Below are 22,610 nucleotides of genomic sequence, written 5' to 3' on the forward strand. Positions count from 1 at the left end.
AAAAAGTAAGTAAAACCTTAAAATACAAAAGATATGAAAAAGACAAGTTTAGCAAAGTGTTTGGTTGTTTTGGTTATGACTTTCATCGCAAGTGTATCAACTTACGCTGAAAAGATGAATAATAATTTGATTTACAATGCAGAAGAAGTAAACGGATTAAAAGTTTCTGAAACTGTATATAAGAAAGATGGCAACATGCTGACAAACTATATGAGATATAGTTACAAGTATAATGCCAATAACCAAATGACAGAAAATATGTCGCAGAAATGGGATGCAAGCGACAACTGCTGGGAAAATGATTTGTGTATCCGGTATACTTACGACAACAAGAGTGTAACTACTGAATACTACAAATGGAATTCCAAGAAGAACGATTTCATTCTGATTCCTGAAATGACCGTTACCATGGATAAATGATTAAATAAAAAATTCATAAACTCTCTTTCTTTACAAAGAGGCGCTTCGTGAGGAAGCGCCTCTTTGTATTTATGCTCCCAGCTTGGACAGAAGGTGGTGTGCGGCTTTTCCCATCTTTACAGAAGACAGGAGGCGCCTCGGCATAGCCAAATTCAGAAAACTGCGTTTTCTATTTGCCTCTGCGCAAGGCTTTCACTATCTTTGCAGAAAATTAGAGGATTATCTGTAGAAATAGATTAAAAACAAACAATAAATTATGGCATTACAATGTGGTATCGTCGGTTTGCCGAACGTCGGAAAATCGACACTCTTCAACTGCCTGTCCAACGCGAAAGCGCAGGCAGCCAATTTCCCATTCTGTACTATCGAACCGAATGTAGGAGTCATCACCGTACCCGATGACCGCCTCAACAAACTGGCCGAATTGGTGGATCCGGACCGCATCGTTCCTACTACGGTAGAAATTGTGGACATCGCCGGACTGGTGAAAGGAGCCAGCAAAGGAGAAGGACTGGGCAACAAGTTCCTGGCCAACATCCGTGAAACGGATGCCATCCTGCACGTGTTGCGTTGCTTTGACGATGAAAACGTGACCCATGTGGACGGAAGTGTAGACCCTGTGCGCGACAAGGAAATCATCGACACAGAGCTTCAGCTGAAAGACCTGGAAACCATTGAAAGCCGTATCCAGAAGGTGCAGAAACAAGCACAGACCGGCGGTGACAAGGTGGCCAAACAAACCTACGAAGTATTGGTACGCTACCGCGATGCCCTGCTGCAAGGAAAATCGGCCCGCACCGTACAGTTTGAATCAAAGGACGAACAGAAAATCGCACACGACCTCTTCCTGCTGACCTCCAAACCGGTACTGTATGTCTGCAACGTGGACGAAGGCAGTGCAGTAAGTGGCAACAAATACGTAGAGCAGGTACGCGAAGCGGTCAAAGACGAAGGAGCTGAAATCCTGATTGTGGCCGCCAAAACGGAAGCCGATATTGCCGAACTGGAAACCTACGAAGACCGCCAGATGTTCCTGCAGGAAGTCGGGCTGGAAGAATCGGGCGTGAGCCGACTGATACGGGCTGCCTACAAGCTACTGAACCTGGAGACTTACTTCACGGCCGGAAAGATGGAAGTCCGCGCATGGACCTTCCACAAAGGCTGGAAAGCTCCGCAGTGTGCCGGTGTCATCCACACCGACTTTGAAAAAGGCTTTATCCGCGCCGAGGTCATCAAGTATGACGACTTCATCCACTACGGTTCAGAAGCTGCCGTACGCGAGGCCGGAAAACTCAATGTGGAAGGTAAGGATTACATCGTGGAAGACGGTGACATCATGCACTTCCGCTTCAATGTATAAAACTCATTACCTCAGCACGGGACTTCCACGGTTCCGTGCTGTTTTTTTATCCCGCTAAATTGATTACACCATGAACTATCTCATCATCGGAACAGGCGGTGTAGGAGGATGCATCGCCGGATTTCTTGCCTTGGCAGGCAAGGAAGTCACTTGCATTGCCCGAGGAAAGCACTTGGAGGCCATCCGCCATCAGGGACTGCATTTGAAATCGGATTTGAAAGGCGAACATTTTCTCCCCGTGAAAGCCTGTACCGCCGAAGAATTTCAGGGAAAGGCCGACGTAATCTTTGTCTGTGTGAAAGGCTATTCCATCGACTCCATCAAGGACGTGCTGGAACGGGCTTCCACTCCCGACACACTGGTGATCCCTATCCTCAATGTGTATGGCACTGGTCCCCGTATCGGACGCCTTGTTCCGTCGGTCCAGGTACTCGACGGCTGTATTTACATCGTAGGATTCGTATCCGGTGAAGGAGAAATCAGCCAGATGGGAAGCATCTTCCGCCTGGTATTTGGAGCCAGACCGGAGCAGCATGTCGCCCCCGAACGGCTGGAAGCCATTGCCGAAGAACTCCGTGCATGCGGTATCAAAGTGGACGTATCGGACGATATCAACCGTGATACCTTCATCAAATGGTCGTTCATCTCTGCCATGGCCTGCACAGGAGCTTATCACGATGTGCCGATGGGAGAAGTGCAACACGAAGGTGAAGTACGTGATACCTTCATCGGCCTGTCGCGTGAAAGCGCACAGATAGGTGAGAAATTAGGCATCCACTACCCCCACGACCCGGTTGCTTACAACCTGATGGTCATCGACAAACTCGACCCACACAGCACGGCTTCCATGCAGAAAGATATCGCCCGCGGTCATGAATCGGAAATTCAGGGCCTGCTCTTCGACATGATTGCCTTGGGAGAACAGTTACACATCGACATGCCTACCTACCGAAAAGTGGCTCAGAAATTCAAACCTGCATGAAACACCTGATTGACATTGACACCTGGGAACGGAAGGACAATTATCTCTTCTTCCGTGACTTCCATAACTCATGGATTGCCATCACCAGCGAAGTGGACTGTACCGAAGCTTACGCCGAAGCCAAGGCCAAAGGGCATTCCTTTTTCCTGTATTACCTGTATGCCGTACTCCGTGCTGCAAATGAAATCAAGGAGTTCCGCTACCGATGGGACAAGGACGGCCAGGTGGTCTACCATGACATGGTAGACATCACCACCCCGATTGCCGTCCCCGGAAAGACCTTCTACACCGTACGTATCCCCTGGCAAAGCGATTTCAAGGCCTTCTACGAAGAAGCCCGGCGCATCATCACGTCCATTCCGGAAGATGGAGACCCGTACGGCACCGACAAGGAAATTGCCACGCAGGGAGATTTCGACGTCATCCTGCTCAGCGCGACTCCGAAATTGTATTTCACGTCTGTTTCCTACACACAGTATGCCCCCGGCCATCCGTTGGATTACCCGCTGATGAACGCAGGAAAGGCCGTCAAGCGGGAAGGAAGGCTGGTAATGCCCATTGCCCTGACAGTGAGTCATGCGTTCGTGGACGGAGCCCACATCTCCCAGTTTTTTGAGAAAGTAGCACAATACCTGAAAGAAAGATAAGAAAACACAGGTACTTTTCCTGGAAAAGGCCTCGTTCTTTTTTACGCTTTCCGGCGCGGAAACGTACGTTTTCCTTACGCGAAACGTATGTTTCCGCACCGAGAAACATATGTTTCCTGACTGGGAAACCTAAAACAAGTAAGCGCACTTTTTCATGGATACTGTTACGTTTTTGAATTCCCGCTTTTTTTCGTTTAATTTGCCCTCAAAGAAGTTGTCATGAAAAAAAGAACTACCACACTCCTGTTTGCCGCCGTTTTTTTCCTTGCCTGCATTGCCATCTGCGACATCGCCTTCCGCTGTAGCCGGACACAGGTACACACGGCCATCAACAAGGCTTTGCGGGAAGCCGAACGCTTACATTATGAGGACCGTCTAAATACTTTTCAGACAGACAACAGACTATTCGTAGACCCTGCGCTCAAGGCCTATCTTCTTGCTCCCATTGCCAATCGGAAAATCAAGAGCTATACCCTCCAGACCTTGGAGAAAAAAACGACTTATGTATTTCAGGACAGTATTCCGGAAGCCACTGCCCGGAAACTGCTGAATGAATACTTGTTAGATGATATTCTGCCAGTCAATGCCGAACAAATCAACCAGCTGTTCCAGGCACAACTTGCCCAAAGACACATCAGTGGAATGGCCGGAGTGTTTTATATCCACACGCAGGCCCGCACCCAAACACGGGCAGGCATCCTGCCGACAGCCTCAGCTTATCGAACGCCCGTCTATCAGCTCGACCTGACGCACAATCTCCAGCTGCAAGGATGGGCAGACTACGACTTCCTTACGCTGCTGCGCTATGTCCCTGTGGCTTATTATAGTACCTTTTTCCTGGTGCTGCTTGTCGGAGGCATACTTCTTTATCTGCGATACAAAAAACGGCAGAAAAAGCCTGCAAAAGGCCTCTACATCGACCTGATGCATCAGGCCCTCCTCATCGACGGCATACAATGTGCCATCTCCCGCCTGGATTTACAGATTCTCCATCAGTTGTGGACGAAGAATGGAGAATGCGTCAATCGGGAAGAAATTACAGCCACTTGCTGGCCAGATGATGCCGAAGCCAACGAAAAACTCGAAACCCATATACAAACCATCCGGAAAGTCCTACAGGACTTCCCGGATTATCGGATTGTCACCGTCAAGGGACGGGGATATTATCTGAAGTGTACGCTTACTGCGGACAATGTTTCAAATTAAGAAGGCTGTCCGTTCAGGTATTCACACAAATGCTGTACGGCCCTTGCCCGGTGGCTGATTTTATTTTTCTCTTCTGCTCCCATCTCGGCAAAAGTCTCGGTATAACCTTCGGGTACAAACACCGGATCGTAACCAAAGCCTGAGGCTCCCCGTTTCTCCCGGATGATTTCACCTTTTACGATGCCTTCAAACAAGTGCGACTGACCGCCTTCTATCAAGCAGATGGCCGTACGGAACTGTGCCTTCCGGTTGTCTTTTCCCTCCAGCTCAGCCAGCAATTTCTTCATGTTGGCCTCCGAATCGTGTCCCTCACCGCCCGCATAGCGTGCTGAATACACTCCAGGAGCTCCATTCAGTGCTTCCACTTCCAGACCCGTATCGTCTGCAAAGCAATCCATACCGTAGTGCTGATAAATATACTCCGCCTTGAGTGCCGCATTTCCCTCCAAGGTGTCTGCCGTTTCAGGAATATCTGCCTCACAATGAATATCTTTCAGGCTCAAGATATCTACCTTATCTCCCAAGATGGCCCGTATTTCGTCCAACTTATGGGCATTGTTTGTCGCAAAAACCAGTTTCTTCTTCATACAAACTTCCTAATCAAATTTACAGGTACAAAGATACATACCAACCCTTTAGTATTCAAACTGTATCCCTAAAAACTACATAAAAAAGGTCCAGCTTCCTTCTCAGGAAACCAGACCCCATCGTTATAAAAGAACTGTCAATATATTAGTTCAATACGATTTCATCCACAAACAGATAGCCCGGATTGCCTTTTCCTCCATGCCATGCCGGAATGTTCTTTTCAGACAAAGCGGTTACCTTCACATAACGGGCCTTCACCGGCGTAAACTTCAGCGTATGCGTATAAATCTGGTTGGCATCCTTCTCGGTCATGGCCGGATAGGTTTCAGAAGCCACTTTCTTGAAGGTCTTGTTGTCATCGGATACTTCTACCGTGATTCCTCTGGCATCAAAAATCCAGTCACCTTTTTCCACGCAGGTACGCAGGGTCATGGAACTGATTTCAGTCTCTTCCTTCAAATCAATTACCGCTTCCATGTCGTTCTTGTAGAACGCAATCCAACGGCCGGTCTTGTAGTTCCGGTTACCGGTCATACCGTCTACCAACGTCACCGCTCCCTTGAACTCGTAAGGTTTGTTGATGGGTTGCAGCATTGTAATCGGTTTCGCCGTAGACTTACTGAATGAGATGCTGTCGAGTGTCACACGGGAATTGCCTTCCGGACGTACCGCCATCATGCGCAAAACACAGGCTGCATCAATGCTCAGACTGCCTTCAAACTTGGTAGAAGAAGCCGTCGGTTCAGTTCCATCCAGGGTGTAATATATCGGAGCCTCATCAATCGTAGCCGCACTGACATCCAGTTTACCGGTTTCCGAATTCGGCACAATATTCACGTTCACATCAAAGATATGAGTCGCATAGTTCCATCCCTTCAACTGATAAATCTTGGTCAGACGAGCCGTACGTTTCAGGAATCCCTGATAATCTTTCTTCTTTTCAGGAGCACTCCACTGGGTTTCGCAGAGGGCAGCCATACGCGGCAATACCATGTACTGTGCCTGTGCAAGCGTAGGAATGTATTCCGTCCACAGATTAGCCTGTACACCCGTGATGTATTTCTGTTCTTCCGGAGAAAGTGCAGCAGGCATCGGTTCGTAGCTATACACTCTTTCAATCGGCAGATAACCACCAATAGCCAGCGGTTCATTGTCGGTATCCTTCGCCTGATAATAGTCAAAATACAGGTAAGTGTTCGGTGTCATAATGACATTGTGCTTCTGGTGAGCGGCTTCAATACCTCCTGCTTCGCCTCTCCAAGACATTACCGTAGCATTCGGAGCCAGTCCACCTTCCAGGATTTCATCCCACCCAATCATGTTCCGTCCATGCTCAGTGAGGAACTTCTCAGCTTCATGAATCACATAGCTCTGCAAATATTCTTCCTTGGAGTGCTTGCTGTCGCCCTTGATACCCAAGGCCTTGATACGGGCCTGACATTTCGGACAAGTCTCCCACTTCACTTTCGGGCATTCGTCGCCACCCACATGAATGTATTTAGACGGGAAGATTTCGATAATTTCAGCCAGCACATCCTTGATAAACTGGATGGTCTTGTCGTTTCCGGCACAAAGCACATTGTCGGAGATACCCCACATACGCCATACTTCATACGGACCACCTGTACATCCCAGTTCCGGATAAGCCGCCAAAGCGGCCTGCATGTGTCCCGGCATGTCGATTTCCGGAATGACCGTGATGTAACGTTCTGCCGCGTATGCCACAATTTCCTTAGCCTGTTCCTGGGTATAGAAACCACCGTAAGGCTTACCGTCGTATTCGCCCGAGTTGCGTCCGATAACCGTTTCACTACGCTTGGAACCGATTTCGGTCAGCTTCGGATATTTCTTGATTTCAATACGCCACCCCTGGTCTTCAGAAAGATGCCAGTGGAAACGGTTGATGTTATGCAACGCCAGCATGTCGATGTACGTCTTAATCTCATCTACCGTAAACATGTGACGGCCTACATCGAGCATCATTCCACGATAGCTGAAGCGCGGACTGTCGTTGATTTCTACTGCGGGCAATTCAATGGCACCCCCTCCTTCATGCACAGATACAGACTTACGTAAAGTCTGGATACCATAGAACACACCAGCTTCCGAAGGAGCGGCAATCACCACTTTCTTTCCGTCCACCGTCAAACGATATGCTTCCGGAGAATTGGCTTCCAGACCCAGCTTCAGCACAATTCCCTCTTCTTTCTCTCCTTCTTGTGTCTTCAACGTAATCCCCGTCTGTTCTTTGATAAAAGTAGCCAGGAATTCCGCATTCTTTTTCATTTTTTCGTTTCCGGCAGGATAATAGACCGTTTCTCCACTCTTCAGCAGAAACGATCCCTGTGATGCCGCTGTAATTTCCAATGGCATAGGTACCACCTGATAGTCTGCCACTGCGGTCGGACTATCCGTACACGAAGTGATCAGCATTCCAGCCAATGCCAACCCCAAACAATTCATTTTTGAAAATGGTTTCATGTCGATAATATAAAGGTTAATAATTAGAAGTAATATCACTCAATTGATGAATATGGACCGTAATATCCTCCAAAGGACTTCCATCGGCCGAAGAGACCGTCACTTTCTTGGTCACTCCCGGCAGCAAATCAAAGAAGTTATCGGAAAAACGTACCCCTTGCACCGGTATCTCGATAAATACATCCCGCGCCAGTTGATTGGATTTCAAGGTTAGCTCGTAAACTCCTTTCTTAGGCGTTTTCTTGCAAGAAATCTTCGCCTTAGGCAGACGCTGGTATTTGGGATATACCGGATAGTAGACTTCATCCGAGAGTATCTTCCGGCTTTGATGCCCTTTTAAGGTCATACGCAGGAAAGAAGCCGTCGTATCACAGGCTGCAAAAGCCTTCTGCCAATCCTCTTCATAGAGTACCTCCGAAGCATTGACCGGCAAGTTGCCGTCTATTTGCTGCCGACGATGTACCTTTCCCTGAAAGTCAGTCCATTCCAGTTGCAAGGTCACTTTTTCCGTTTTCAGGCAATCCGACAACACATACACACGCAGTTTATCTCCTTCCCGGATGGCATTGATCAGCACCGGAGCAAAAGCTCTTTGGGTCTGGTACTGCATGGCTTTCCAGTTGCCATAATAATCAATGGCCGACCAGGACACGACCGGCCAACTATCATTCAGCTGCCAAGGCAGACTTCCCATACAATACGGGCGATTCCGGCGATGTGCCTCCATACCATGACGCATGCCCTGTCCTTGCAAGACAAGACCAGCATACACCAAATCTTCAAATTTCTCCGGCACTGGATAATAGAGGGCCATCGTCTTTTTTATCAAGGCATTCCCGATGGTACTCTTTTGATGTGCGTTCATCACCGGCGATTCCAGTGCATAATCTTCCGGAGAGGCAAACGTACGGATAGTTTTCATTTCCGGGAAGGCCTGGAACCCGTATTCACTCATAAAGCGGGGAATCTCCTTGTCGAGACTCTCGAAAGGTTTCTGGCCGTACCAAGTACCCCAGTTATGGCTGTCGGCAATCTTCCAGCTTTCCGGTCTTCCCCAGTTGGCTTCATACGGAGAGCCCTCCAGATAGAACCGACCTGGATCCAACTCTTTCACTTTTTCTGGCAGAAGCTGACGGAAAAGCACATCGTATCCTTCCAGCATCTGCTGGTAGACTTCCGGTGTATATTTGTCTTTCCAGCCCCAATAACGCAAGCCTTCATAAATTTCATTGTTGCCGCACCACATAGCCAATGAAGCATGATTCCGCAATCGCTTGATATTGTATTCAGCTTCTTCCGATACCCGATGCAGAAAAACCGGATCGTGCGGATACGTGGTACAAGCAAACATAAAATCCTGCCAGATGAGGATTCCCCGCTTGTCGGCCTCCTCAAAGAAAGCATCATCTTCATAGATACCACCTCCCCACACACGTATCATATTCATGTGAGATATTTGTGCATCCTCCAGCAAACGTGCATAACGGGCACGAGTCACCCGCGGAAGCAAGGCATCGGAAGGTATCAGGTTGGTACCCTTGGCAAACATTGGAATACCGTTCACTTCAAAATAGAAGCTCATCCCCTCTTTGTCCTTTTCTTGTACCACACGTACTTGACGAAGCCCTATCTGGTGGCTTTTCTGCGAAACCAGCTGTCCGTCAACCCAAACCGATGCTTCAAACTCATACAACGCAGGCTCTCCCCAGCCGTTGGGCATCCAAAGATGCGGTGATTCTACCGACAAAGGAAGCGACACGGTATTTTGTCCCGGCTGCAACTCTACCTTCTTTTCCATGCTTTTATCAGCTTCTCCAGGACAGCGGTAGGTGACACGGACCAAGGCCTGCTGCCTGTCATTGCCTATATTATTTATCTCTATTTGATTATCCACCTCTGCACGAGCTGAGCTGACCGAGGTTTGATGCACAAAATAATCCTCTACCACCGCCTTATTGGCAAACTCCAGATACACAGGACGCCAGATGCCACAGGTCACCATACGGATGCCCCAGTCCCAACCATAAGAGTAAGGAGCTTTACGAGTAAACACACTTAATTTCTGTGGGAAATGGTCATTGTCTGCCGGATAATCAAACCCATTACTTTCCCATTGCGGCATCGCCTCCCGAATAGGTGAACGAAAACGTACCACTAACTTGTTTTCACCCTTTTTCAATACTTTCTTGACAGGGATGCGGTAACCCACAAACATATTATCCGCCTTCAATAAAAGAGAACCGTTCAAGAACACATCGGCATAGGTGTCCAGTCCTTCAAAAACCAGAAACACTTCTTCCATCTCCATTTCTTCTTCGCCAAGCACAAATGAAGTGCGATACTGCCAGTCTTCTTTTTCTACCCATTGGATTTTCTCCTCATTCATGCCATAAAAAGGATCCGGCAATTGATGGTGAGCCAACAAATCTTGATGAACCGTACTAGGGACTTCAGCAGACAACCATTCGTTACTGCCATACATTGAAAATTCCCAACCCGTATGCAACTGACGAACTTGAGGTAAACTTTTTCCCCACACATGATTTCCGAAAGCACAGGTCAGGAACCATACTGCCATCAGAATAAATTTGAATATTCTTTTCACGCTATAGATTTAAGTATCACAATATTTATTTACAAATAAAAAAAAGTTTTCCCGATTAAGCAAATTAAACGAGAAAACCTTCTTTCATTTTAAATATCTTAGGGAAATGTTTATTTTACTTTAAGTTTATCAAAGCCTTCCCCGTATACTCCCACTACATTACTTTGCGAAATAAATGCGTTGGGATCAATGTCTTTTACCAAGCGGAAAATGTCGAGTGACTCTCTCTTCTTGGCCAAAACCACTACCACTTTGATGTCCTGCTTGCTATACCAGCCTTGTCCGTCGAGTAGCGTCACTCCACGGTCAATCTGTGTAGCAATGCCTTCGGCTATTTCATTGTATTTGCGAGAGAAAATCAAGAACTGCACAGACTGACGTGTACTGTTGATGACATAGTCAATCACAATGCTCATGATAAACAGCACGCAGAAACCGAACAACACCCGACGCCAGTCATGGAAAATAAAATAACAGGAAGAAATGATAACAATATCGCAATACATCATCATCCGTCCCAAGGTCACATCCTTGTACTTGTTGATAATCCATGCAATGATATCCGTTCCTCCCGTACTTCCGTTGTTACAGAAGACGATACCGATACCGAATCCCAACAGACCAGCTCCTATCACACAGGCCATAAAGTCCTGTCCAGGCCCCAACAGTTGCGGTAAGTTCCCGTTTTCGTCCTTCAAAATCATCTGGAAAAACCAAAGCAGGAAAGTCAGCATGAAAATGGCAAAGATAGTCTTGATACTGAATTTCGGACCTAAAATCTTCAGTGCAAAGCCTAAAAAGACCGCATTGATGATAAAATAGGAAACCTGTATTTCAATGCCCGTCGCATAATAAATAATAGCAGCAATACCTGTGACTCCTCCGGTAGTAATCTGGTAAGGAAGCATAAAGGCCGCCCAACCGATAGAATAGCAAATCAATCCAAAGGTAATAGCCAAATAATCCCTTGACTCTCTCCCTAATTTCTTTTTCAATAATGTTCCCATAGACAACTAAAAAATCATCCGGAACAAGAAGGGTAAGCTGTTCCCTTCTTGTCCCGGACGAGAAATAAAAAGTTAAAGTACAATGTTCACAATCTTTTTCGGTACGATAATCACCTTCTTCGGCGTCTTGCCGTCAATCCATTTCTGTGATTGTTCTTCAGCCATTACCGCAGCCTGAATCGTATTGTTATCAGCGTCAGCAGGGAATTCCATCGTGAAACGTGCCTTGCCGTTGAACGAGATGGTGTACTTCACACTGTCTTCCTTCAGGTAGTCTTCATTGAATGCCGGCCACTGTGCGTCGCACACAGAAGTGGTGTGACCCAGTGCCTCCCACAATTCTTCAGCCAAGTGAGGAGCAAACGGAGCCAGAAGGATAACGAGGTTACTCATCACCTCCTTGTTATGACATTTCAAAGAAGTCAGCTCATTCACACAAATCATAAACGCACTGATAGAAGTATTGTAAGAGAAGGTTTCAATATCACCTGTCACCTTCTTAATCAGCTTATGAATAGACTTCAGTTCTTCTTTGGTCGCCTCTCCTTCCACCGGCAAGAAAGTGCCCTGACGGTCATAGAACAGGTTCCAAAGTTTCTTCAGGAAACGGTGTACACCGTCGATACCGTTGGTATCCCACGGTTTAGACTGTTCTACCGGACCGAGGAACATTTCGTACATACGCAAGGTATCGGCTCCATAGCGTTCTACAATCATATCCGGGTTGACCACGTTGTACATGGACTTACTCATCTTTTCTACCGCCCAACCGCAGATGTACTTGCCGTCTTCGAGAATGAACTCTGCATTATGGTATTCCGGACGCCAGTTCTTGAAGGCTTCCACATCCAGCACATCGTTGGATACGATGTTTACATCCACATGCAGCGGAGTCACGTCATACTGGTCTTTCAGTCCCAAAGATACAAAGGTATTGGTATCCTTGATACGATATACAAAGTTGCTTCGACCCTGAATCATTCCCTGGTTCACCAGCTTCTGGAACGGCTCTTCCTTGATGCTGACACCCAGGTCGAACAGGAACTTGTTCCAGAAACGAGAATAAATCAAGTGACCAGTTGCATGTTCCGTACCTCCCACATAGAGGTCTACGTTCTGCCAATAGTGATCGGCCTTTGCAGAAACCAATTCCTTATCGTTGTGCGGGTCCATGTAACGCAGATAATAAGCACTTGATCCGGCAAATCCCGGCATGGTATTCAGTTCCAACGGGAACACGTGTACATTGTCAATCTTAGAGTTTTCTACGACTTCGCCTTTCTCTACATCCCATGCCCAGCGGGTAGCGTGTCCCAACGGGGGTTCTCCGCTTTCGGTCGGCAAGAATTTATCTACTTCCGGCAATTCCAGCGGCAACTTGTGCTCGTCAATCATGTATGGCATACCGTCTTTATAATAAACCGGGAACGGTTCACCCCAGTAACGCTGACGAGAGAAAATGGCGTCACGCAAACGGAAGTTGACTTTCACACGACCTAAATTGTGTTCTTTTACATATTTCTTGGTAGCGGCAATGGCTTCCTTGATGGTCAGACCGTTCAAAGTCAGGTCGCAATAAGGAGTCACACCGGCTTTCGGAGAATTGCAGACGATACCTTCCTTGGCGTCAAAACTTTCTTCACTGACATCGCAACCTTCTACCAACGGAATAATCGGCAAATTGAAATGCTTGGCAAATGCATAGTCACGGCTATCATGTGCAGGTACGGCCATGATGGCACCTGTACCATAGCCAGCCAATACATAATCACTGATCCATACCGGAACGGATTCACCCGTAAACGGATTGATTGCATACGAACCGCTGAATACACCTGTTACGCGACGGTCAGAAATACGTTCGCGCTCGGTACGTTTCTTTGTACGTTCCAGATAAGCTTCCACTTCCGCACGCTGGTCTTCAGTAGTTAACTGCGGAACCAGTTCACTTTCAGGTGCAAGTACCATGAAGGTCACTCCAAACATGGTATCGGCACGAGTCGTAAAGATGGTAAATTCCAGGTCGCTGTCTTTCACCTTGAAACGGACTTCCGTACCTTCTGAACGACCAATCCAGTTACGCTGAGTTTCTTTCAGAGAATCGGTCCAGTCCAAGGTATCCAATCCGTCAAGCAAACGCTGTGCATAAGCAGACACACGCAAACACCACTGACGCATCTTCTTCTGTACCACTGGATAACCTCCACGCTCAGATACTCCATCGACCACCTCATCGTTGGCCAGTACGGTACCCAAAGCCGGACACCAGTTCACCATAGTCTCTCCTAAGTATGCGATACGGTAGTTCATCAATATTTCCTGCTGTTCCTTTTCGGTCTTTGCTTTCCACTCCTTGGCTGTGAAATGCAGTTCCTCACTGCAAGCCACATCCAGACCTTCCGTACCTTCCTTTTCAAAATGTGCCACCAGCTTACTGATAGGCTGTGCCTTGTGGCAAGAATTGCAGTAGAAGCTGTTGAACATCTTCTGGAAAGCCCACTGGGTCCAGTGATAATATCCCGGCTCACAAGTACGTACCTCGCGGTCCCAGTCGAACGAGAAGCCGATCTTATCCAGCTGCTCCCGATAACGGGCGATATTGGCTGCGGTAGTAATAGCCGGATGCTGTCCTGTCTGAATGGCATATTGTTCAGCAGGCAGACCGTATGCATCGTATCCCATCGGATTCAACACATTGAATCCCTGCAGGCGCTTGTAGCGTGCATAAATATCGCTGGCAATGTATCCCAGCGGATGACCTACGTGAAGGCCGGCTCCCGAAGGATAAGGGAACATATTCAACACATAGAACTTCTTTTTGGATTCATCCTCGACAACCTTATAGGTCTTCCGATCCACCCATCTTTGCTGCCATTTTTTCTCAATTTCTCTGAAATTATATTCCATATCGAAATATTATATGATTGATTTTTACGTATTTTCCAAATTTTCCGCAAATATAGTAAGAGTTCAGGAATAAATAAGGATAGTTTCGAACGAAAAGTTTATCTTTGCTTGATAAATGAAAACCTAATACTAAAAATCTATGCACATCCGTAAACTCTTTCTGCTCGCGGTGCTACTATGTAGCATCTGTCACCTTAGCGCACAACGCCACGAACAGCTTTTAGAAACCGGTTGGAAATTCCATAAAGGAGAAGCTTCCGGAGCCGCCTCCATCGCTTTCGATGATACAAAATGGGAGTCAGTCCGTGTTCCTCACGATTGGGCTATCTTCGGACCGTTTGACCGGAATAACGACTTGCAAAATGTAGCCATTACACAAAATCTGGAAACACAGGCCTCGATAAAAACCGGCCGTACCGGCGGATTGCCTTACGTCGGTGTAGGCTGGTATCGTACGCACTTCGATGCAGACCCCGAGAAAAAAACAACCTTGATTTTCGATGGAGCCATGAGTGAGGCACATGTGTATGTCAATGGGCAAGAAGCCTGTTTCTGGCCATACGGCTACAATTCTTTCCATTGTGACGTGACTGAATTCCTACATAAAGACGGGAAAGATAACGTACTGGCGGTACGTCTGGAAAACCGTCCTCAGTCTTCCCGCTGGTATCCGGGTGCCGGACTCTACCGGAATGTTCATCTGGTAACTACCGAAAAGGTACATGTACCTATATGGGGTACTCAAATCACCACTCCTCATGTGGCTACTGACTATGCATCCGTCTGCCTTCGCACCACACTGAATAATGTGGGAAAAGAAAAAATTACCGTAGAAACAGATATCCTTTCTCCCGACGGACAGAAAGTAGCCAGCAAAAAGAACGAAGGACACATCAACCATGGCCAACCTTTTACACAAAACTTCATCGTGGAAAAGCCACAGCTATGGTCTCCGGAAACCCCTGTACTCTATCAGGCAGTCTCCAAAATCTATGTCGACGGGAAACTCACCGATACCTATACTACCCGTTTCGGTATCCGTTCCATTGAGTTCGTGGCCGACAAGGGCTTTTTCCTGAATGGAAAACACCGTAAGTTCCAAGGCGTATGCAACCACCACGATTTAGGTCCGCTGGGAGCAGCTATCAATGTTTCGGCCTTACGCCACCAACTTACCCTGTTGAAAGACATGGGATGCGATGCCATCCGCACGGCCCACAACATGCCAGCCCCCGAACTGGTCAGCCTCTGTGACGAAATGGGCTTCATGATGATGATTGAACCGTTCGACGAATGGGACATCGCCAAATGCGACAACGGATACCACCGTTATTTCAACGAATGGGCCGAAAAAGACATGGTGAACATGCTGCATCAGTATCGCAACCACCCTTGTGTGGTAATGTGGAGCATCGGGAACGAAGTACCCACCCAGTGCAGTGCCGAAGGCTATAAGGTGGCTAAATTCCTGCAAGACATCTGCCATCGCGAAGACCCTACCCGTCCGGTTACCTGCGGCATGGACCAAGTAAGTTGTGTGTTGAACAATGGATTTGCGGCCATGCTCGACATTCCAGGATTCAACTACCGGGCACATCGTTATGAAGAAGCTTATCAGCAATTACCTCAAAACCTGGTATTGGGTTCGGAAACTTCTTCTACCGTCAGTTCCCGCGGTGTATATAAATTCCCTGCCGAACGGAAAGCAGACGCCAAATATGATGACCATCAGTCGTCTTCCTACGACTTGGAATATTGTTCCTGGTCCAACATTCCCGACATCGACTTTGCCCAGGCAGATGACCATAACTGGACACTGGGACAATTTGTATGGACCGGCTTCGATTACCTGGGTGAACCCAGCCCGTACGACACCAATGCATGGCCTAACCACAGCTCCATGTTCGGCATCATCGACCTGGCCTCTCTTCCGAAAGACCGTTATTACCTGTACCGCAGTGTATGGAACAAGCAGGCAGAAACCCTGCATATTCTCCCGCACTGGAACTGGGAAGGACGAGAAGGACAAGAAGTGCCCGTCTTTGTGTATACCAACTATCCGACGGCTGAACTTTTCATCAATGGAAAGAGCTACGGAAAACAGACAAAAAACAACCAAACAGTAGAAAACCGCTACCGCCTGATGTGGCCGCACGCCATTTACGAACCAGGGGAGGTAAAAGTTGTGGCATACGATGCAGCGGGTACGGCCAAAGCAGAAAAGACAATCCGCACAGCCGGAAAGCCGCATCACATTGAACTGGTTCCTGCACAGCAATCGCTGAAAGCCGACGGAAAAGACTTGGCTTACGTAACCGTACGCATTGTAGACAAAGACGGCAACCTCTGCCCCACCGACATGCGTCTGGTGAAATTCCACGTAACAGGAGCCGGAAGCTACAAAGCCTCAGCCAACGGCGACCCTACCTGTCTGGATTTGTTCCACCTGCCTCAGATGCATGCCTTCAACGGAATGCTGACCGCCATCGTACAGGGTGGAGAAGAAAAAGGTCTGCTTGAACTACAAGTTTCTGCCAAAGGCATCAAAGCCGGAAAGATCCAGATTGAAGTGAAATAACGCAGAAAGAGTTTTACCAATACACCAAAGCCCCGTATCCGCCGAAGCAGACACGGGGCTTTTTTATCAAACAATAAATTATCTTTTTTATTTCTGGAAATCTGCCCAGTTAGTCAAGCGCATGTCACCCTTGTCCAAAAAGACCTGATGCATGCCCAAAGCCGCCGACAGACTGTGACAAGTCTGACCTTTCGTAGAAATCTTCAAATAATCCCAAAGCAATTGTTTATAATCCGGGTGTGCACAGTGTTCAATCACAGCCTCTGCACGTTCCATCGGGCTCTTACCACGCAAGTCGGCAATACCCTGCTCGGTGATAATGACATTCACAGAGTGTTCGCTGTGGTCCAGATGCGATACCATCGGTACGATGGAACTGATACACCCACCTTTCGCCGTCGACGGACAAGAGAAAATAGAGATATAGGCACTGCGGGTAAAGTCACCGGAACCACCGATACCGTTCATCATCTTGGTACCGCAGATATGGGTAGAGTTCACATTGCCATAAATATCCGCTTCAATGGCTGTATTCATGGAAATGACCCCGATACGACGGACCACTTCCGGACAGTTGGAAATTTCCGACGGACGCAACACCAGCTTGTGGCGGAAAAAGTCCATGTTATCATAGATATCCTGCAAGCAGTCGTTCGTCACGCTCAGCGAACAGGTGCTGCCAAACTTGATGCGCCCTTCTTTAATCAAGGTGATAACCGCGTTCTGGATTACCTCCGTATACATTTCAAACGGAGGAATGCTGGAATCCTTTCCCAAAGCACTTAACACCGCATTGGCGATGTTTCCCACCCCTGACTGCAACGGAAGGAAGGTAGAAGGGATAATACCCTTACGCATGTCAGATGCCAGAAACTCCGCCACATTCTGCCCGATCTTATCTGTCACCGGATCGGAAGCATGGAAACCACGGGCCTCATCCGGCATGTTCGTTTCTACAATCCCCACAATTTTGGAAGGGTCTACCTGAATATAAGGAAGACCGATACGGTCGCTCGGACGCACAATCGGAATCGGCCGACGGTAAGGCGGACGTTCCATCTCATACAAATCGTGCATACCAATCAAACGCTTGCTATGAGCTGCATTCAATTCCACAATCACTTTGTCGGCCAGTCGGGCAATGGTCGGTGAAATACCCACTCCGGCTGTCAAGTAAATACGCCCGTCTTCCGTAATCTCGCAGGCTTCGATGATGGCCACACTGACATGCCCCAGGAAACCGGAGCGCAAACGCTGTGCGACTTGTGACAGATGGATATCCGTATAATTGATTTCACCGTTGTTCACCGCTTTGCGGAAATCTGCATTTGTAGTATAGGGAGCACGGAATTTAATGGCATGTGCCCGGCTCAGTGCCCCATCACAGGAATCTCCTGTAGAGGCCCCGGTAATCACACCAATCTGAAAGGCTTCACCCCTTGCATGTTTTTCCTCTGCTATTTTTGCCAACTCTGCGGTTACCGCTTTCGGACTTCCTGCAGGGGTAAAACCACTCAATCCGACTATATCCCCATCCTTGATGTAGCTGGCAGCCTCGGCTGCCGTAATAAAGTTAAAGCTCATAGTATCAAGTGTTTTTTATGTGATAGAATTAAGTATAAAAGTTAGTTTCTCAATCGTATTTCCGACGGAATATTTCGGAGTAAATGAATGCCCTCCGGGCATCCGAAGGAGTACGGAAAGCATATTCCGAAAGTTTTTCTTCTGAAGCCTTCACCGGGCCGGGAACCCGCTTTTCTTTTCCTTCTTTCCTCGCCGGCCTTTCTTGTCTTACAGAGTGTTTCGCTTTCCCCACTTCCGGCGAAGGGGTCATCTGCACTTCCACAGCCATCGGTTCCCCCTCGTCTTCCTTGTCCACTGGAAAGGAATCGGCTGGAACGGACTTTCTCACCACCCTCCGGCGAATCGTCTGAGGCCGATTCTTCCGTGCAGCCTTAAAAACTCCCAAGCCTATTACTACCAGAAAGATAAGAATCTGAAACACATCCATAAATATTAAGTGTTAAGGTTTTCTTCAAAGATACGAATAAAATCTATATATCCTACCCTTTTCATGGAAGTTAACCAAGAAACAGGTATCTTTGCAGGCAAATTTTTAAATAAAAGAACTCTATGACAAAAGAAACCACAGGAGCAGACTTTAAATCTGCAACTGAAAACGAAAACAAGAAGTTGTTTATCGAAACGTACGGATGCCAGATGAATGTGGCCGACAGTGAAGTAGTGGCCTCGATCATGCAAATGGCCGGCTATACCCCGTGTGACAACCTGGAAGAGGCGGATGCCGTGTTTATGAACACCTGTTCCATCCGCGACAATGCGGAACAGAAGATTCTGAACCGCCTGGAATATTTCCACTCCCTTCGCAAGAAACGCAAGCACCTGATTGTGGGTGTATTGGGATGCATGGCCGAACGAGTAAAAAATGACCTGATTGAAAAGCATCACGTCGACCTAGTGGCCGGACCGGATTCCTATCTGACATTGCCCGACCTGATCGGTGCAGTCGAAGCGGGAGAAAAAGCCATCAACGTAGAACTGTCTACCACCGAGACTTACCGCGATGTCATTCCTTCGCGTATCTGCGGCAACCACATTTCAGGCTTTGTGTCCATCATGCGCGGATGCAACAATTTCTGCCACTACTGCATCGTGCCTTACACCCGCGGACGCGAACGCAGCCGCGACGTGGAAAGTATCCTGAACGAAGTGCGCGACCTGCAACGGAAAGGTTACAAGGAAGTGACCTTGCTGGGCCAGAACGTCAACTCCTACCGTTTTGAAAAAGATGGTGAAACGGTGACCTTCCCCATGCTGCTCCGTATAGTAGCTGAGGCTGTACCCGACATGCGCGTACGCTTCACGACTTCCCACCCGAAAGACATGAGCGACGAGACCCTGCATGTCATTGCGGAAGTGCCCAATGTGTGCAAGCACATCCACCTGCCCGTGCAGAGCGGAAGTTCACGCATCCTGAAACTGATGAACCGTAAATATACCCGCGAATGGTACCTGGAAAGAGTGGCTGCCATCCGGAGAATCATCCCCGACTGCGGACTCAGCACCGACATTTTCTCCGGCTTCCATTCCGAAACGGAAGAAGACCATCAAATGTCCCTCTCGCTGATGCGGGAATGTGCCTACGATTCGGCCTTTATGTTCAAGTATTCTGAACGTCCGGGCACCTACGCATCCAAGCATCTCCCCGACGACGTACCGGAAGAAATCAAAATCCGCCGTTTGAACGAGCTGATTGAGTTGCAGAACCAACTTTCGGCTGAAAGCAATGCCAAAGACGTAGGAAAGACCTTTGAAGTATTGGTGGAAGGCGTATCCAAACGCTCCAAAGAACAACTCTTCGGTCGTACAGAGCAGAATAAAGTGGTGGTATTCGACCGTGGCAACCACCGAATTGGCGATTTTGTGAACGTCAAGATAACCGAATCCAGTTCGGCTACCCTCAAAGGAATAGAAGTGACCGAATAATATTCCGGGAAATCACAAAGAAATAAAGTGAGAATTTCCCGACATTTTTTACGTTTCCCGTTCGGAAAACGTACGTTTCTCCACGCGGAAACGTATGTTTCTCGGACGGGAAACCTACGTTTTCGCACCGGGAAACATAAAACATACGCGCACGTTTTCCCTTTTATAGAAGTGCGTTTCCTAATTTAGTCAGTATCCCTTCCGGCTTCCGGCATAATCAGCCACAGAATCAGGTAGACAATTCCTCCCGAAAAGGCAGTAAAGAAAGTAGCCAGCACATACACAATGCGTACCAGTGTAATATCCCAGTTAAAATAATCTGCTATACCGGCACAAACCCCTCCTATCATGCGGTTATTCGACCGTGTCAATCGTTTCTTGTTCATATTTATTTTGCAAAGTGTCTATTAATGGCAGCTAAGATACAAAAAACAAACAGAAAGCAGTCTAATACTCTTAAAAACTTTTAAAGAAAGTCGTGCTATAGGCTTTTTATTTGTTATTTTGCAGCAAATTAGGGAATGAAGTGAATACACTAAAAATAGATAAATGTCCACTCTGTGGAGAAAGCCATTTTGAGGAGGTAATGACATGTACGGACCACTATGCTTCCGGTGAGCCTTTTACCATCTGCCGTTGCACTCACTGCGGTTTTCAGTTCACACAATCTGCTCCCGTAGAGGCAGAAATAGGACGCTATTATGAAAGCCCGGACTATATTTCACACAGTGATACACATAAAGGACTGATGAACCGTGTCTATCATTGGGTGCGACGTTTCATGCTTGCCCGCAAAGCCCGCCTGATCAAACATAATTCAGGGCTCAGCCGGGGTACGTTACTGGACATCGGTACCGGAACAGGCTATTTTCCTCATTTCATGCAAGAGAGAGAATGGCGTGTGTCGGCCATCGAGAAAAGCCCGCAGGCCCGTCAGTTTGCCAAGACGCATTTTGCACTCGATGTCAACCAGCCGGAGGCCCTGACAGACTATCCGGAGAAATCGTTCGACGTTATTACACTGTGGCATGTCATGGAACACCTGGAACACCTGAATGACACGTGGGAAACGCTCAGCCGTATTCTCAAGGACCGTGGTATTCTGGTCATTGCCGTCCCCAACCCTACTTCTTTCGACGCGAAAAAATACAAGGATATGTGGGCGGCCTACGATGTGCCCCGCCATTTGTGGCACTTCACGCCCTCGGCCATGCAACAGTTCGGAGCCAAACATAATTTCATTCTGAGCGAACGGCATCCGATGCCTTTTGATGCGTTCTACGTGTCCATGCTGAGCGAAAAATACCGGAAGTCTTCCATTCCTTTCCTGAAAGGATTATGGTCGGGAACGGAGGCTTGGTTCGTTTCACTGGCTAAAAAAGAAAGAAGCAGTTCGATGATTTATGTATTCAGAAAAAAATAAGTCGTTATGAGTCACAAGTCGGGTACACTTTTTGACATGCAATTCATTACCTCCTGCATCAGTACCATGCTGGTATTGCTGCTCTTGGGGATGGTGGTCTTCTTCGTCATGACCGCCAACAACCTGTCTGTGTACGTGCGTGAAAACATCAACTTTTCGGTCCTGCTGAACGATGACATGAAAGAAACCGACGCCATCCGTTTCCAAAAACAGCTGGAATCGGAGCCTTTCGTGAAACAAGCGGTGTATATCTCCAAGGCACAGGCGCTGAAAGAACAGACCGAAGCCATGGGAACAGACCCGGCCGAATTCTTAGGCTACAACCCATTTACTGCCTCGATTGAAATCAAACTGAATGCAGCATATGCCAATACGGACAGTATCCAATGGATACAGGAGAAGCTGCTGGAAAACAAACAGGTGATAGAAATCAATTATCCACAGGACTTGATTGACACGATCAATCAGAACATCCGAAAAATCAGCCTGTTCCTACTGGGATTGGCCGCCTTGCTCACTCTGATTTCATTTGCCCTGATCAACAATACCATCCGGCTCACCATCTACTCCAAACGTTTCCTGATTCACACCATGAAACTGGTAGGAGCCAGCTGGGGCTTCATCCGCCGCCCGTTCATTGCCCGGAACATAGGAATTGGCATCCTTGCAGCGGCCATCGCCAATGCCTTGCTGATCAGCATGGCCTACATGATGGTGAATTACGAGCCGGGACTGCTCGAATTGATTACTCCGAAAGTCATGCTTTATGTCATGGGTTCCGTATTCATATCCGGCATCCTAATCACCACATTATGCGCTTACATCTCCATCAACAAATACTTGCGGATGAAAGCGGGAGAATTATATAGTCTTTAATATCAACTAATAATAAATAGATA

17 protein-coding genes are annotated in these 22,610 nt (G+C 47.6%); 9 read left to right on the top strand and 8 right to left on the bottom strand.

The window, feature by feature from the left end; all coding sequences use genetic code 11:
* Positions 1 to 33 precede the first annotated feature (33 nt).
* From H6A28_RS04270 to H6A28_RS04290, 5 genes are all read left to right on the top strand, one after another.
* Positions 34 to 420 (top strand): DUF3836 domain-containing protein, encoded by a 387-nt coding sequence (locus H6A28_RS04270; protein ID WP_204475523.1) that lies wholly within the window; start codon positions 34 to 36, stop codon positions 418 to 420.
* A gap of 256 nt (positions 421 to 676) precedes the next feature.
* Positions 677 to 1,780, top strand: a complete 1,104-nt coding sequence (gene ychF, locus H6A28_RS04275; RefSeq protein ID WP_204475524.1) for a redox-regulated ATPase YchF — start codon at positions 677 to 679, stop codon at positions 1,778 to 1,780.
* 70 nt (positions 1,781 to 1,850) lie between these two features.
* On the top strand, positions 1,851 to 2,762 hold the full coding sequence (locus tag H6A28_RS04280) for a ketopantoate reductase family protein (RefSeq protein WP_204479029.1): 912 nt from the start codon (positions 1,851 to 1,853) through the stop codon (positions 2,760 to 2,762).
* Positions 2,759 to 3,409 (top strand): chloramphenicol acetyltransferase, encoded by a 651-nt coding sequence (locus H6A28_RS04285; RefSeq protein ID WP_204475526.1) that lies wholly within the window; start codon positions 2,759 to 2,761, stop codon positions 3,407 to 3,409. The genes H6A28_RS04280 and H6A28_RS04285 overlap by 4 nt, the downstream gene beginning before the upstream one ends.
* A gap of 219 nt (positions 3,410 to 3,628) precedes the next feature.
* Positions 3,629 to 4,615: a winged helix-turn-helix domain-containing protein gene (locus H6A28_RS04290; protein ID WP_204479031.1), complete on the top strand. Its 987-nt coding sequence runs from the start codon at positions 3,629 to 3,631 to the stop codon at positions 4,613 to 4,615.
* Here H6A28_RS04290 and H6A28_RS04295 read toward each other — a convergent pair.
* The 5 genes from H6A28_RS04295 to leuS all read right to left on the bottom strand — a co-directional run bounded on the left by H6A28_RS04295 (position 4,612) and on the right by leuS (position 14,203).
* Entirely contained in the window at positions 4,612 to 5,202 is a 591-nt protein-coding gene (locus H6A28_RS04295) for a non-canonical purine NTP diphosphatase (RefSeq protein ID WP_204475528.1), read from the bottom strand. The genes H6A28_RS04290 and H6A28_RS04295 overlap by 4 nt on opposite strands.
* Before the next feature lie 145 nt (positions 5,203 to 5,347).
* Positions 5,348 to 7,684, bottom strand: a complete 2,337-nt coding sequence (locus H6A28_RS04300) for a glycoside hydrolase family 20 protein (RefSeq protein ID WP_204479033.1) — start codon at positions 7,682 to 7,684, stop codon at positions 5,348 to 5,350.
* Between the two features lie 16 nt (positions 7,685 to 7,700).
* Entirely contained in the window at positions 7,701 to 10,262 is a 2,562-nt protein-coding gene (locus tag H6A28_RS04305) for a beta-mannosidase (RefSeq protein ID WP_204479034.1), read from the bottom strand.
* Positions 10,263 to 10,399: 137 nt separating this feature from the next.
* Complete coding sequence (locus H6A28_RS04310; protein WP_204475531.1) at positions 10,400 to 11,296, bottom strand: YitT family protein; 897 nt, start codon at positions 11,294 to 11,296, stop codon at positions 10,400 to 10,402.
* Positions 11,297 to 11,368: 72 nt separating this feature from the next.
* Complete coding sequence (gene leuS / locus H6A28_RS04315) at positions 11,369 to 14,203, bottom strand: leucine--tRNA ligase (RefSeq protein WP_204479036.1); 2,835 nt, start codon at positions 14,201 to 14,203, stop codon at positions 11,369 to 11,371.
* A gap of 139 nt (positions 14,204 to 14,342) precedes the next feature.
* On the opposite strand from leuS, the gene H6A28_RS04320 reads away from it, so the two are divergent.
* Positions 14,343 to 16,781: a glycoside hydrolase family 2 TIM barrel-domain containing protein gene (locus tag H6A28_RS04320; protein ID WP_204479038.1), complete on the top strand. Its 2,439-nt coding sequence runs from the start codon at positions 14,343 to 14,345 to the stop codon at positions 16,779 to 16,781.
* A gap of 87 nt (positions 16,782 to 16,868) precedes the next feature.
* Here the strand turns inward: H6A28_RS04320 and H6A28_RS04325 are convergent, their stop codons facing one another.
* The gene (locus H6A28_RS04325; protein WP_204479039.1) at positions 16,869 to 18,365 is read right to left on the bottom strand and encodes an acetyl-CoA hydrolase/transferase family protein; all 1,497 of its coding nucleotides are present in this window, start codon (positions 18,363 to 18,365) and stop codon (positions 16,869 to 16,871) included.
* A gap of 49 nt (positions 18,366 to 18,414) precedes the next feature.
* On the bottom strand, positions 18,415 to 18,792 hold the full coding sequence (locus H6A28_RS04330; RefSeq protein WP_204475535.1) for a hypothetical protein: 378 nt from the start codon (positions 18,790 to 18,792) through the stop codon (positions 18,415 to 18,417).
* Between the two features lie 122 nt (positions 18,793 to 18,914).
* Here H6A28_RS04330 and miaB point away from each other — a divergent pair, with 122 nt between their 5' ends.
* A complete protein-coding gene (miaB, locus tag H6A28_RS04335) occupies positions 18,915 to 20,288 on the top strand; it encodes a tRNA (N6-isopentenyl adenosine(37)-C2)-methylthiotransferase MiaB (protein ID WP_204479041.1) in 1,374 nt (457 codons plus the stop codon).
* A 185-nt stretch (positions 20,289 to 20,473) separates the two neighbouring features.
* Here miaB and H6A28_RS04340 read toward each other — a convergent pair whose 3' ends face one another.
* Positions 20,474 to 20,674 carry a PspC domain-containing protein gene (locus H6A28_RS04340; RefSeq protein ID WP_072543679.1) on the bottom strand — a complete coding sequence of 67 codons (201 nt, stop codon included), beginning with the start codon at positions 20,672 to 20,674 and terminating at the stop codon, positions 20,474 to 20,476.
* 140 nt (positions 20,675 to 20,814) lie between these two features.
* Here H6A28_RS04340 and H6A28_RS04345 point away from each other — a divergent pair, with 140 nt between their 5' ends.
* Both H6A28_RS04345 and H6A28_RS04350 read left to right on the top strand, forming a co-directional pair.
* Positions 20,815 to 21,711, top strand: coding sequence for a methyltransferase domain-containing protein (locus H6A28_RS04345; RefSeq protein WP_204479043.1), 897 nt, complete (start codon positions 20,815 to 20,817; stop codon positions 21,709 to 21,711).
* A 6-nt stretch (positions 21,712 to 21,717) separates the two neighbouring features.
* Positions 21,718 to 22,587 carry a cell division protein FtsX gene (locus tag H6A28_RS04350; RefSeq protein ID WP_204475538.1) on the top strand — a complete coding sequence of 290 codons (870 nt, stop codon included), beginning with the start codon at positions 21,718 to 21,720 and terminating at the stop codon, positions 22,585 to 22,587.
* Positions 22,588 to 22,610: the final 23 nt, after the last annotated feature.

It is taken from the genome of Bacteroides mediterraneensis, assembly GCF_016900355.1.
GTDB lineage: Bacteria > Bacteroidota > Bacteroidia > Bacteroidales > Bacteroidaceae > Phocaeicola.

Bases quoted from the DNA above. Each gene is read 5' to 3' on its own strand.
- H6A28_RS04270 (WP_204475523.1), top strand. From the start codon at position 34: ATGAAAAAGACAAGTTTAGCAAAGTGTTTGGTTGTTTTGGTTATGACT.
- ychF (WP_204475524.1), top strand. From the start codon at position 677: ATGGCATTACAATGTGGTATCGTCGGTTTGCCGAACGTCGGAAAATCG.
- H6A28_RS04280 (WP_204479029.1), top strand. From the start codon at position 1,851: ATGAACTATCTCATCATCGGAACAGGCGGTGTAGGAGGATGCATCGCC.
- H6A28_RS04285 (WP_204475526.1), top strand. From the start codon at position 2,759: ATGAAACACCTGATTGACATTGACACCTGGGAACGGAAGGACAATTAT.
- H6A28_RS04290 (WP_204479031.1), top strand. From the start codon at position 3,629: ATGAAAAAAAGAACTACCACACTCCTGTTTGCCGCCGTTTTTTTCCTT.
- H6A28_RS04295 (WP_204475528.1), bottom strand. From the start codon at position 5,202: ATGAAGAAGAAACTGGTTTTTGCGACAAACAATGCCCATAAGTTGGAC.
- H6A28_RS04300 (WP_204479033.1), bottom strand. From the start codon at position 7,684: ATGAAACCATTTTCAAAAATGAATTGTTTGGGGTTGGCATTGGCTGGA.
- H6A28_RS04305 (WP_204479034.1), bottom strand. From the start codon at position 10,262: ATGGCAGTATGGTTCCTGACCTGTGCTTTCGGAAATCATGTGTGGGGA.
- H6A28_RS04310 (WP_204475531.1), bottom strand. From the start codon at position 11,296: ATGGGAACATTATTGAAAAAGAAATTAGGGAGAGAGTCAAGGGATTAT.
- leuS (WP_204479036.1), bottom strand. From the start codon at position 14,203: ATGGAATATAATTTCAGAGAAATTGAGAAAAAATGGCAGCAAAGATGG.
- H6A28_RS04320 (WP_204479038.1), top strand. From the start codon at position 14,343: ATGCACATCCGTAAACTCTTTCTGCTCGCGGTGCTACTATGTAGCATC.
- H6A28_RS04325 (WP_204479039.1), bottom strand. From the start codon at position 18,365: ATGAGCTTTAACTTTATTACGGCAGCCGAGGCTGCCAGCTACATCAAG.
- H6A28_RS04330 (WP_204475535.1), bottom strand. From the start codon at position 18,792: ATGGATGTGTTTCAGATTCTTATCTTTCTGGTAGTAATAGGCTTGGGA.
- miaB (WP_204479041.1), top strand. From the start codon at position 18,915: ATGACAAAAGAAACCACAGGAGCAGACTTTAAATCTGCAACTGAAAAC.
- H6A28_RS04340 (WP_072543679.1), bottom strand. From the start codon at position 20,674: ATGAACAAGAAACGATTGACACGGTCGAATAACCGCATGATAGGAGGG.
- H6A28_RS04350 (WP_204475538.1), top strand. From the start codon at position 21,718: ATGAGTCACAAGTCGGGTACACTTTTTGACATGCAATTCATTACCTCC.